The sequence below is a fragment of the Roseovarius confluentis genome (assembly GCF_002917925.1).
Lineage (GTDB): Bacteria > Pseudomonadota > Alphaproteobacteria > Rhodobacterales > Rhodobacteraceae > Roseovarius > Roseovarius confluentis.
In genome coordinates this window covers 443,516-456,339 of sequence record NZ_PPFE01000001.1, presented here as the reverse complement: position 1 = coordinate 456,339, position 12,824 = coordinate 443,516, and the positions used below count along the sequence as shown (strand labels likewise).

9 protein-coding genes and 1 tRNA gene are annotated in these 12,824 nt (G+C 60.7%); all 10 read left to right on the top strand.

From position 1 onward, the window contains the following. Positions 1–5 precede the first annotated feature (5 nt). Entirely contained in the window at positions 6–1,712 is a 1,707-nt protein-coding gene (locus tag C2I35_RS02210) for a BCCT family transporter (RefSeq protein WP_103761375.1), read from the top strand. 95 nt (positions 1,713–1,807) lie between these two features. After that, positions 1,808–3,034 (top strand): aminotransferase class V-fold PLP-dependent enzyme, encoded by a 1,227-nt coding sequence (locus tag C2I35_RS02205; protein ID WP_103761374.1) that lies wholly within the window; start codon positions 1,808–1,810, stop codon positions 3,032–3,034. 54 nt (positions 3,035–3,088) lie between these two features. Further along, a complete protein-coding gene (locus tag C2I35_RS02200) occupies positions 3,089–4,513 on the top strand; it encodes a cryptochrome/photolyase family protein (protein WP_103761869.1) in 1,425 nt (474 codons plus the stop codon). Positions 4,514–4,572: 59 nt separating this feature from the next. Then, positions 4,573–5,811 carry an SAM-dependent methyltransferase gene (locus tag C2I35_RS02195; RefSeq protein ID WP_103761868.1) on the top strand — a complete coding sequence of 413 codons (1,239 nt, stop codon included), beginning with the start codon at positions 4,573–4,575 and terminating at the stop codon, positions 5,809–5,811. After that, entirely contained in the window at positions 5,802–6,260 is a 459-nt protein-coding gene (locus C2I35_RS02190) for a TrgA family protein (protein WP_211286099.1), read from the top strand. The genes C2I35_RS02195 and C2I35_RS02190 overlap by 10 nt, the downstream gene beginning before the upstream one ends. Positions 6,261–6,264: 4 nt before the next feature. Then, a complete protein-coding gene (locus C2I35_RS02185) occupies positions 6,265–7,215 on the top strand; it encodes an NUDIX domain-containing protein (protein ID WP_103761373.1) in 951 nt (316 codons plus the stop codon). A gap of 57 nt (positions 7,216–7,272) precedes the next feature. Beyond that, positions 7,273–8,304 (top strand): cysteine synthase A, encoded by a 1,032-nt coding sequence (locus tag C2I35_RS02180; RefSeq protein ID WP_103761372.1) that lies wholly within the window; start codon positions 7,273–7,275, stop codon positions 8,302–8,304. After that, on the top strand, positions 8,301–10,793 hold the full coding sequence (locus C2I35_RS02175) for a DUF3772 domain-containing protein (RefSeq protein WP_103761371.1): 2,493 nt from the start codon (positions 8,301–8,303) through the stop codon (positions 10,791–10,793). Before C2I35_RS02180 ends, C2I35_RS02175 begins: the two co-directional genes overlap by 4 nt. A gap of 58 nt (positions 10,794–10,851) precedes the next feature. Then, positions 10,852–10,941, top strand: a tRNA-Ser gene (locus tag C2I35_RS02170). A gap of 405 nt (positions 10,942–11,346) precedes the next feature. After that, on the top strand, positions 11,347–12,186 hold the full coding sequence (locus C2I35_RS02165; RefSeq protein WP_245890367.1) for an IS110 family RNA-guided transposase: 840 nt from the start codon (positions 11,347–11,349) through the stop codon (positions 12,184–12,186). Positions 12,187–12,824: the final 638 nt, after the last annotated feature.

Here is a 12,824-nt window from a genome sequence, read left to right as displayed (position 1 = left end):
CGTGCATGGCCGATGAAACAACAAACCAGGGTATCCCGGAGCCGGAAGGCACCTCGGATATCATCCAGACCGATTATCAGATCGGTCAGGACAACATTGAAACCAAGATCGGGCCGTTCGGCCTGGATATCCATAATCCGGTCTTTCTGATTTCCGGACTCTCCATCGTGGCGTTCGTATTTTATGCGCTGGCGCTGCCAGAGCAGGCCTCGGGCTTGTTCGACTGGCTCTTCAGCGCCGTAACCAAGGGGTTCGACTGGTTCTTCTTGGGGGCGGCCAACATTTTCGTGCTTTTCTGCCTGCTTCTGATCGTGACGCCCTATGGTTCCGTCAGGTTGGGCGGGACAGATGCAACGCCGGACTACTCCTACATAGGCTGGTTCGCGATGCTGTTCGCTGCCGGCATGGGCATCGGGCTGCTGTTCTTTGGTGTGTCCGAACCCATGAGCCACTTCTCAAGCTCGCTGGGCGGCACCTCGATGGAAGAGGGGGCTCGAACCGACTGGGCGCCACTTGGGGCTGCGGGCGGTGACCAGGCGGCGGCACAGCGCCTTGGTATGGCAGCGACGATTTTCCACTGGGGTTTGCACCCTTGGGCGATCTACGCGGTTGTGGCGCTGGCACTGGCGCTTTTCTCTTACAACAAGGGCTTGCCGTTGACACTGCGCTCGGCCTTTTACCCGATCTTCGGTGACCGGGTGTGGGGTTGGACGGGCCACATCATCGACACGCTGGCTGTGTTCGCAACACTCTTCGGCCTTGCCACCTCGCTTGGCTTCGGCGCCGAGCAGACGGCATCGGGCCTGACCTACCTCTTCGGCAGCGGTGACGCGGCAGAGGGCACGCGGTCGTTCCTGGGCATTGCCTATGGCAACAGCGAGGAAAGCGGCGTCGAGAACAATCCGCTTTTGCTGGTGATTCTGATTTCGGCCATTACCGCGGTCGCTCTGGTCTCGGTGATTAGGGGGCTCGATGGCGGCGTGAAGGTCCTATCCGAGATCAACATGGGTCTTGCGGCCCTGTTGCTGCTGTTCGTGTTCTTCGTTGGCGGTCCGATCTTCCTGATCACTTTGTTCTTCGACAGCATCTGGGCTTATCTGACGAACATCTTCGCCCTGTCCAACCCTGTTGGGCGTGAGGACGTGAACTTCAGCCAGGGCTGGACGTCGTTCTACTGGGCCTGGTGGATCAGCTGGTCACCCTTCGTCGGCATGTTCATCGCCCGCGTCAGCCGCGGCCGCACCGTGCGTGAGTTCGTGACCTGCGTGCTGATTATTCCGACGATCGTTTGCGTCCTCTGGATGACCGTGTTCGGCGGAACAGCGCTGAACCAGGTGGTTAGCGACGGCTATACCGGTGCACAGGATGCGGCGCTGGAACTGAAGCTGTTCTACATGCTGGACCAATTGCCTCTGGCGACGATCACCTCGGTGATCGGCATCGTCCTGGTGATCGTGTTCTTCGTCACCTCGTCGGACTCGGGCTCGCTGGTGATCGACACGATCACCGCAGGCGGGAAGGTCGACGCGCCGGTCGCACAGCGCGTGTTCTGGTGCATCTTTGAAGGCGCCGTGGCGATCGTGTTGCTGATTGGCGGGGGCTTGGCTTCGCTACAATCGGCGGTGATCTCCACCGGCCTGCCGTTCACGCTGGTGTTGCTGGTCATGTGCTACGCGATCTGGCGTGGCCTGGCGTCGGAAAAACGCGCCTGAAGGCAGCGACAAACCTGGCACAATGAAGCCCCCCGGGTTCTTGCACCCCGGGGGGCTTTGCTGTTTGGTGCCCGCGAACGGAAGGGAGAGCCGGAATGAGCGGGGCATTGGACATCGATTTCGTGCGGGCGCAGTTTCCCGCCTTCGCGGAACCCAGCCTGAAAGGAAAGGCATTCTTCGAAAATGCGGGCGGGTCATACACGTGCGCCCCGGTGATCGACCGGCTGACGCGCTTCTACCACCAGCGCAAGGTTCAGCCCTACGGTCCGTATGAAGCCAGCCGCCTTGGTGGCGAGGAGATGGACGAGGCCCGCACCCGCCTGGCCGCGATGCTTGCAGTTGAGACCGACGAACTGAGTTTCGGGCCCTCCACGACGCAGAACACCTATGTCCTGGCGCAGGCGTTTCGCCAATGGATGAAACCGGGCGATGCGATCATCGTCACTGACCAGGATCACGAGGCCAATTCCGGCCCCTGGCGGCGGTTGGCGGACGCGGGGATCGAAGTGCGTGAGTGGCGGATTGATCCCGAGACGGGCCTTCTGCGCCTTGATGACCTGGAAGACCTTCTGGACGAGCGCGTGCGTCTGGTCTGTTTTCCGCATTGTTCCAACATCGTGGGGGCGGTCAATCCGGTGGTCGAGATCACCGCCGCCGCCCACGCTGCCGGAGCGTTCGTTTGTGTTGATGGGGTGTCATATGCGCCGCACGGCTTCGTCAACGTTGGCGATCTCGGGGCAGATATTTACCTCTTCTCGGCCTACAAGACCTATGGCCCACACCAGGGCGTGATGGTCATCCGCCGCGAGCTTGGGCAGATATTGCCGAACCAGGCGCATTGGTTCAACGCCGATAGCCTTTACAAGCGGTTCACACCCGCTGGTCCGGATCACGCGCAAGTGGCCGCCTGCGCGGGGATGGCGGACTATTACGATGTGCTTGCAGAGCATCACGGGATCACAGGCAGTGCGGCCGGGCGGACAAGCGGTGTGCATGACCTGATGCGCGGCCACGAGACCGAACTGCTGCAACCTTTGCTCGATTACCTGGCCGAAAAGAACACCCTGCGCCTGATCGGCCCACGCGATGCCTCCCTCAAGGCACCCACCGTGGCCGTGGAACTGCCCGGAGCGGGGGCCGAGATGGCGGCGCGGCTGGCCGAACACGGGATCATGGCGGGCGGTGGTGATTTCTACGGTGCGCGCCCCTTGCAGGCGATGGGGATTGATCTGGACAAGGGCGTGCTGCGGCTTAGCTTCGTCCACTACACGAACAAGACCGAGGTCGACTCCGTTCTGGAAGCCTTGGAAACTTGTCTTTGATCCACGGGGACTTGCAGGCCGTATAGCCCCTTGAAGACCGGGGGCATCGAGCACATGACCGACACCACACCGACCATCCTTTGGCTGCGCCGTGACCTGCGGCTGTCGGACCATCCGGCCCTGACTGCCGCGATCGAGCGCCGCGGTCCGGTGATCCCGGTTTTCATACGGGACAAGCTGGTCGATGATTTGGGCGCCGCGCCGAAATGGCGGTTGGGACTGTCGTTGGCCGATCTCGATAAAAGGTTGCGCGACAAGGGCAGCCGGATCGTGTTCCGTTCAGGCAATCCCGCCGATATTCTGCTCGATCTTGCGCGCAAGACCGGGGCAGGGGCGGTGTTTTGGTCCCGCGCCTATGACCCGGACGCGATCGAGCGCGACAAACAAGTGAAAACGGCGCTGAAAGATATCGATATCGAGGCCGAAAGCCACACCGGCCACCTGCTCTTCGAGCCGTGGACGGTCGAAACCAAGGCGGGTGGGTTCTACAAGGTCTATACCCCGATGTGGCGCGCCGTGCGCGACCGCGATGTCGCCGCGCCTTTGTCGGCCCCCTCGAAAATTCCGGGTCCGGATAGTTGGCCCGACAGTGAGGCCCTGGACGACTGGAAGATGGGCACGGCGATGGACCGTGGCGCAGAGGTCTGCCTGCCGCACCAGCGCGTGGGCGAGAAGGCGGCACATGGCCGTCTGGGCTGGTTCACCGGTCATGCCATTGGCGACTACAAGAAGAACCGTGATTTTCCCGCCGAGGATGGCACCTCGGGCCTTTCCGAGAACCTGACCTATGGAGAAATTTCCCCGGCTCAATGCTGGCACGCCGGGCAACGCGCGCTTCACGAAGGGGGCGGCAAGAGTGCCGAGACATGGTTGCAGGAACTGGTCTGGCGCGAGTTCGCCTACCACCTGATCTATCACACGCCACGCATCAAGGACGACAACTGGCGCGAGGAGTGGGATTCGTTCCCCTGGAACGAAGACGAGCGCCGCGCCGAGGTCAAGGCATGGAAGCAGGGCCGCACCGGCGAGCCCTTTGTCGATGCTGCCATGCGCGAGATGTACGTGACCGGCAAGATGCACAACCGGGCCCGGATGATCGTCGCCAGTTACCTGACCAAGCATCTGATGACTCACTGGAAAGTAGGACAGGCCTGGTTTGATGACTGCCTGACCGACTGGGACGTTGCGTCGAACGCTATGGGGTGGCAATGGGCAGCAGGCAGCGGCCCGGACGCCACCCCCTATTTCCGCGTCTTCAACCCCGAGACACAGCTGGACAAGTTCGACCCCGATGGCGCCTATCGGCGCCGCTGGATCGCCGAGGGGTACAGTCGGCCCACCAAGACCGCGCTGAGCTATTTCGAGGCAATGCCGCGCAGTTGGACCATTCAACCCGATAACGAGTATCCTGAGCGTGTGATCGGCCTCTCCGAAGGCCGGCAACGCGCATTGGAAGCGTATGAAGCGAGACCGTTTTGAAAGCAATGAGAACACCTTTGGGCACCGCCCGCGTCACAGCTCCGGATGGCGGCACCACGATGTCTGCTGTTACCGAGAGCGTTCTGACTGACACTGACGACCAGACCGGGCTTCCGCGCTATTTCTCCCGGATGTTCGCGGTGGCCCGGACGCTTCAGCATGGCCGGTTGGACATCGGGTTGGACGATGGCCGGGTGTTCCGCGCCGAGGGGGCGGCCCCGGGGCCGGTGGCGCGCATCGACATTCACAATGACGAACTGTTCTCGCGGATGCTGCGTGAGGGGTATCTTGGCTTTTGCGACGCCTACCTCGACAAATGGTGGACCACGCCGGATCTTCAGGCCTTCATGGACCTCGTCAACAGCGACAATGACGACATGTACAACGGCTATCCGGGGCAGAAGCTGGTCGAGCTTTACGAAAAGCTGCGTTTCTGGTTCCAGCGCAACACGCGCAAGCAGGCGCGGCGCAATATCAGCTATCACTACGATCTGGGCAACGATTTTTACCGGCTTTGGCTGGACGACACCATGACCTATTCCAGCGCCATCTTCGAGACAGGACAGGAGAGTCTGGAAGCGGCGCAGACGGCGAAATACGCTTCGATGGTCGATCAGATGGGTGCGACGGCGGGCGACCATGTGCTGGAGATCGGCTGCGGATGGGGTGGGTTCGCAGAATATGCGGCGGGCCAGCGAGGCCTACGCGTCACCTGCCTGACCATAAGCGAGGAGCAGTTCAAGTATGCCCAGGAGCGCATTGAAAAGGCGGGGCTTTCCGAACTCGTGACATTCAAGCTTCAGGATTATCGTGACGAGGATGGGCTGTATGACGGCATCGCCAGTATCGAGATGTTCGAGGCTGTGGGCGAGCGGTATTGGCCGGTCTACTTTGACACGGTGCATGACCGCCTGAAGCCCGGCGCGCACGCGACGCTTCAGATCATCACCGTGGGTGACGAGCGTTTCGAGACGTATCGCAGGGATGTCGACTTTATCCAGAAGTACATTTTCCCGGGAGGCATGCTGCCCAGCCCCGCAGCCCTCAGGGCACAAGTCGAGAGAGCCGGCCTTCTCGTCCGGCAATCCATCGAGTTCGGTGAAAGCTACAGCCAGACACTGCGCCGCTGGCACGACACGTTCAACGAAAAGTGGGAGCAGATTGCCGAGATGGGCTTTGACGAACGCTTTCGACGGATGTGGAATTTTTACCTGACCTCTTGTGCGGCAGCGTTTCATGCGGGTAACTGCGATGTGACGCAGATCACAATCGCGAGGCCCGCAGAGGAATGCCCGTAACCGACAGTATGCCGACAACCGGTCGAGGTGTCGCCGCCATATTGATGGCGATCCTTGCCTGGTACGCCTCCGAGATGTTTCGCCCATTGATGCCCGAAGGCACCGGGTTCGGCTGGTTCAACGAGGTGAATGTGGCCCTTGGCCTGCTGATGGGCTGGGTGGTCATCGGCTCAAGGCTGAACCACGGGTACAGCAACGCCATCGGTGCGGGCTTGACCGGCGTTGGTGCGATGGTGTTCTGGGCGCTTTTTCTGCAAAGCTTCAACGAGATGCTGCGCCACGCGCTGGAAAACCGCTATGACGGGCCGGTCGAAGGGATCATCGCGATTTTCGAGCTTGGTATCGATTACTTGTTCACCATGTGGCACATCCCGCTGATCGTGCTGCTTGTGGGCGGCGGGGTCGTGATCGGCCTCGTGTCGGAATGGGTCGCGCGGCGCTGGCGCTGATCGTATGGGACGCGTTACGCTGAAAGGTCCGAGCTGGACGAACGGCCTGTTGCGATGTCTCGGGGCCGGGGATGCTACCTCGGGCAATCTGGAAGGGCAGGCAGCGGCGCGGGCTTTGTTCTTCGCGACGGTTGTCGGCTTGCCGTGCAAGACGACGGAACATGACACCGTACTTTGCTCCGGTGCGCAGTCGGATGTGGCGCTTTATGAACACGCCGCGAGCGAGATCATGGGATACTTCGGGAGGCTTTCGGCGCAGGATCTGGAGCCGCGCCGTCAGATGATCCTGTCTAGGGCCGCCGCGCGTTCGGCGGCCGCCCGCAATCCGGCCCCGGCGACTCGGCGCAGCCCAATGCGGTCCGACGAGGTCGAGATCGTGTCGCGCGACACGCCGCACGAAGGTTTCTTCCTGACGCGCAGCTATCGTTTACGACATCCGCAGTTCGACGGAACAATGAGTGCCGCGCTTTCGCGCGAGGTTTTCGTCGCGACCGATGCGGCTATCGTGCTGCCGTATGATCCCGTTCGCGACCGTATCCTGTTGATCGAGCAATTCCGCATGGGTCCATTTGGACGCGGCGATCCATACCCTTGGGTCTTGGAACCCGTGGCGGGCCGCGTGGATGCGGGTGAGACACCGGAAGAGACCGCGCGCCGCGAATGCAGCGAGGAAGCCGATCTTGCTCTTTTGCAGCTTGAGCATGTCTCCTCGCACTACTGCTCGCCCGGTTGTTCGACCGAAATGTATCACTGCTACGTCGGTGTGTGCGATCTGCCCGACAGCGGGCAAAGCCATGGCGGGCTGGATGTCGAGCACGAAGATCTGCGACGCCACGTCATTCGCTTTGATCAGGCGATGGATATGGTCCGCACGGGCGAAGTCAACATCGGCCCGCTGCTTGCATTGTTGCTCTGGCTTGAACGGGAACGCCCACGGCTGACCGCATCCGCTTGAGTTCATGGCGTTTCCGTCTTAATCAGATTCCGAATGCTGATTTAAGGAGCCTCAGCGATGCGGATCGCCAAGGATCTGGCCGACGCGGTCGGAAACACCCCCCTCATCAAACTGCGTAAAGCCAGCGAAGAGACTGGCTGTGATATCTATGGTAAGGCCGAGTTCCTTAATCCTGGCCAATCGGTCAAGGACCGTGCCGCGTTGGCGATCATCACAGATGCAGTGGCGCGTGGCGATCTGAAGCCGGGCGGTACGATTGTCGAGGGAACGGCCGGGAACACTGGCATCGGCCTCGCGTTGGTGGGAGCCTCGATGGGTTTCAAGACGGTGATCGTGATCCCGGAAACGCAAAGCCAGGAAAAGAAGGACATGCTGACGCTTGCGGGCGCCGAGTTGGTTCAGGTTCCGGCTGCCCCTTACAGCAATCCCAATAATTTTGTGCGGTACTCCGAACGCCTGGCCAAGAAGCTTGCCGAGACCTCGGAGAGAGGCGTGATCTGGGCCAACCAGTTCGACAACACCGCCAACCGCCAGGCCCATGTCGAGACAACCGGCCCCGAGATATGGGAACAAACAGGCGGCAAGGTGGACGGATTTATCTGCGCCTGCGGCTCGGGCGGCACTCTGGCCGGCGTGGCGATGGCGTTGCAACCCAAGGGCGTGAAGATGGGCATTGCCGACCCGATGGGCGCAAAGCTCTATTCATATTACACGACAGGTGAGCTCGAGGCCGAGGGCAGTTCCATCGCCGAAGGAATCGGCCAGGCTCGGATCACCGCCAACCTGGAAGGCTTCACGCCCGATTTCGCCTACCAGATTCCCGATGAGGAAGCGCTCCCGATCGTGTTCGACCTTCTGGCGCACGAGGGCCTCTGCATGGGCGCATCCACCGGCGTGAATATCGCTGGTGCAATCCGAATGGCGCGCGACATGGGGCCGGGGCATACCATCGTGACGGTACTTTGCGACTATGGCACGCGATACCAGTCGAAACTGTTCAATCCAGAGTTCCTGCGCGAGAAGAACCTTCCGACGCCCGATTGGCTGTCAGAGGCGCCGCGCAGCATACCCGGGGTGTTTGTCGAATGACCAGAGTGCTGCGCTGCCTGGCCGTACTGGTTCTTTTGATGGCCGGCTACGGGGCAGGGCTGACGACGGCACTCGTATCGACCGCTTCGCCTGCAACAGCACAATCGCGGGCTTCCGACAACTTGCCGGATTACGAAACCTGGACGCGCGTGGCGACAAGGGCCGATGAAGCCATTGAAACCGGCCGCGCCTCGACCAACGCACTGGAAGCGTTGCGCCACGAACTGGCCGACTGGCGGCAACGGTTCCTCGAGGCCCAGGACATCAATCGAAACGCGATTGAGACGGCACAGCGCCAACTGGAAGCGATTGGTCCGGCGCCGGAAGAGGGCGAGACCGAGCCCGCCGCGATCGCGGCGGAGCGCTCCCTTCTGGAAGACCGGATTGCACGTCTGCGAGAGCCGGTACGCCAAGCTGAACTGTCCTTCACCCGGGCCGACGGGCTGATCCAGGGGATCGACACCATCATCCGCGAGCGACAGACCCGGGAAATCCTGGAGTTTGGCGCGTCACCGCTTAATCCGGTTCACTGGCCCGAAGGTTTCGCCGCGCTCGCCCGGACCGCTTCGACTCTGCGCTCGGAGGTGATGACCGCTTGGGCCAACCCTGTCCAGCGCGAAGAGACCATGCAAGATATTCCCGCCTTGCTGGTGATGTCTGTGATCGGACTGGTGCTGCTGGCGCGAGGGCGCAAGTGGACCCACAAGCTGAACCGCAGGATACTGGACGAAAACCCGGGCGCGGCGCGATGGATCATAGGCTTCATCGTGTCGATGGGCAGCCTGTTCCTACCGCTTTTTGGTGTTTATTTCCTCATCGAGGCGGTTTCGAGCACCGGCTTGATCGGTTTGCGCGGCAGTCAGATACTGGACGTTCTCGGCCCGCTGGTCTTTACCTTTCTGCTGGCACGCTGGCTGGCCACGCGCGTGTTCCCCGGAAAAGAGGCCCGCACGCTGCCACTGAACCTGTCGCCCGAGAGTCGCCGCAAGGGACGGGTCTATGGCATGCTTCTGGGCGCAGTGGCATCGGGCAGCTTCTTTCTGCAGCAGGTCGGCGACATCTCGCAGTGGAGCCAATCCGCGTCTGTTGTCATCCTGTTTCCCCTGATGGTGCTTTGCAGCCTTCTGCTGTTGCGTATCTCGAGGCTTTTGCGGGAACATGTACGTACCGACGTGGAGGACGATGGCGAGGAAACCTATCGCTCTCGCATGACCGGAATACTGGCCTTTCTGATGGCTGCGCTGGCCATTGTGGTGCCGGTATTGGGCGCGGTCGGATACTTCAGGCTTGCGCAGGCGCTGCTCTATCCCTCGCTGGGCTCGATCGAGCTGCTGGCGATGCTGTTGGTGCTGCAAAGGGTGGTGGTCGAAGTCTACGTGCTTGTCACGCGCAACCGCGCGGGCGCGGCCGAATCCCTGATCCCTATCCTGATCGGAGTGGTTCTCGTCCTTCTTTCCTTACCGGTCTTCGCCCTGATCTGGGGGGCGCGCGTCGCGGATTTGACCGAGCTTTACGCCCGCGCGGCGGAAGGTTTCATGATCGGCGAGACGCGCATCTCGCCCATGATTTTCCTCACGCTCGCCTTTGTATTCGTCCTGGGATACACCGCGACACGGCTTCTTCAGGGTGCTCTCAAGAACACGATCCTGCCGAAGACCAAGATCGATCCGGGAGGTCGCAACGCGATCCTGTCGGGTGTCGGATATATCGGGATATTTCTGGCCGCGGTCATTGCCATCACCAGCGCGGGCATCGATCTCACGGCGTTGGGCTATGTTGCGGGCGCGCTTTCGGTCGGTATCGGTTTCGGCCTTCAAAACGTGGTGTCGAACTTCGTCAGCGGCATCATCCTTCTGGTCGAACGGCCCATCTCCGAAGGCGACTGGATCGAGGTGGGCGGCGTGCACGGCAACGTCAAGGACATCTCGGTGCGTTCGACCATCATCCAGACCTTCGACCGCTCCGACGTGATTGTGCCCAATGCCGATCTCGTTTCGGGACGGGTCACGAACTATACCCGCGGCAATACCGTGGGCCGCCTTATCGTTCCGGTAGGTGTGGCTTACGGTACGGATACGAAAATGGTCGAGGGAATCCTGCAAGAGGTTGCCGAGGCACATCCGCTCGTCCTGCTGAATCCGCCACCGGCGGTGGTGTTCCGCGGTTTCGGGGCGGATGCGCTGGATTTCGAGATCCGGGCGATACTGCGAGACGTGAACTACGTTCTGTCGGTGCATTCGGAAATGAACCACGAGATCGCCGCTCGATTTGCCGCGGCCGGGATCGAAATACCTTTCGCGCAGCGCGATATCTGGATTCGCAACGCCGAGGTGCTGGGAGGTGGCGGCACCGAAACCGGGGCCAAGGCCGCCACGGCGCCCGTCTCCATGTCTGTTCCCGAAACTAAGCCGCGCCAGCTTGATGAACCGCCGGACATGGACGGCGACGCCGACGGAGGTGATGGCGGGGGGGCCGGCGATGGCCGCTGAGCCGTGCGCAAGAAAGCTCTTGAACTGGCATGATCGCTAGCGATAAAGAGGCCAGACCGGAGAGGTGGCCGAGTGGTCGAAGGCGCACGCCTGGAACGCGTGTAGGCGGGAAACCGTCTCCAGGGTTCGAATCCCTGTCTCTCCGCCACTTGCCCCCGCGAAAGCGTTCTCCCGATCCGGCTGCGGCCGGATTTTCCCGTTATATTTGAGAGTTATGCAGGGTGGGCCGAGCACCGACGCTTGGGCTAAGAAGCACGGAAGCGGTCTCTCAGGGCTGGTATTCTCCGGACCTCATGACTGTGCCGATTTGGTGAATAGCCTTCCAAGGCACTGATAATACTGGCGATTCCAAGAACGCCACCTGTTGCCTTCGATTTCGGTGGCGGTTGCCCAAAAGCGACTAGCGTCAAACCTTATTGGCTGCGGGTTCAAGTCGGAACTTGGTGTGTTTCCTGGCAGATTGGGCGGAGAGCATGCGTAATTGGGCTGACCCTCCTCTGAGGTCGAGCTCCCGATATGATCACGGCATCGCTGTGAACAAGGGAGACAGACTATGGAATACTTCGTTGGATTAGACGTATCGCTGCGCTCGTGTGCGCTCTGCATTGTCGATGGCAAAGGGAAGGTTCAATTAGAGCGGGAAGTGCCTTGTGAAGTTGAGGACATGGCCGCTTGTCTTATGGCTTTCCCGCACGCCATCAAGTGTGTTGGCTTCGAAGCTGGTGCTTTGAGCCAGCACCTGTACATCGGCTTGCAGGCCGAAGCTTTTGACATCGTTTGCATGGAGGCGCGGCAGGTAAGCGCCGCGCTGTCGGCCATGCGGAACAAAACCGACAAGACCGATGCCAAAGGCATAGCTCAGATCCTGAAAACAGGTTGGTTCAGCCCGGTTCACATGAAGAGCCGACAGGCGCATGGCCTGCGGGAGCTCCTGAGCACCCGAAAGGCTTTGCTCAAAAAGACGATGGATTTGGCCAACGAGGTACGCGGCCTTTTGAAGATCTTCGGAGTTCGCCTGCCAAGAACAGTCAAGTACGGCAGCTTTGACGGGGTGGTTCGACCGATGATCCTGATGGATGAAGTGCTCGCGCATGCGATCATACCTTTGCTCGACGCGCGTGCGGTGCTCTTCCAACGCTATCTCGAGCTGGACCGGCGCGTTAAACGGGCAGCTTCGCAAGACGAAGTGTGCATGCGAATGATTACAGTGCCCGGGGTGGGCCCCATCGCCGCACTCACGTTCAAAGCCGCCGTCGATGATCCAGGTCGTTTCAAACGTTCACGTACAGTCGCTGCGCACTATGGCCTTACGCCCAGACGCTACCAATCCGGCGAACATGATAATCCAGGACGCATCTCGAAGGCTGGTGATCGAGATGTCTGGGCTACCTAGTATGCCGCTGCAAACGCACTGCTCATGCGCACGATGGCGGGGTCACAGATCAAGTCCTGGGGGATGCGCTTAATGCGCACCAAAGGCCGCCGTCGTGCCGTCGTAGCCGTCGCCCGAAAACTCGCCGTCCTTCTGCATAAGATGTGGATCGATGGTACGGAATTCCGTCAGGAAAACGTGGGAGGCAAGGCATGACCCAGTAGCCAACCACCAACCCTGACGGGATCGTCCTATCCGGACGAGGTCTATGGATGAAGCCGAAAATGTCTGCTGCGCAACTTGAAGCGCGCCGGACAGCGGGGCTCTCCATTGCCAATCCGACACATGCATGCAGCGGCGCCCTTCGAACGCCAGACGAGACTGCGAAGAGAAGCGTGATCCGGATCAGCGATCCTCAATCGTTCATAAGAAGGAAAATGGAGCTTGACCCAGAAACCCAATTAGAGAAGCGGTCGTTCGCTGCACGCGCGAAGTGGTCGCAGCTTCGGTTGAAGAGCGGCCGTTCAATGTCGATGCTTCGAGCAAAATAGACGCCCAACGGAAGATGAAACGCGGCGTTGGCGTGAGCAGCAAGCAGGTCGGTGCGTGATCGGGCACAAAAAAAACTCATGGCGCTTGTGGTTTCAAACTCCGACCTT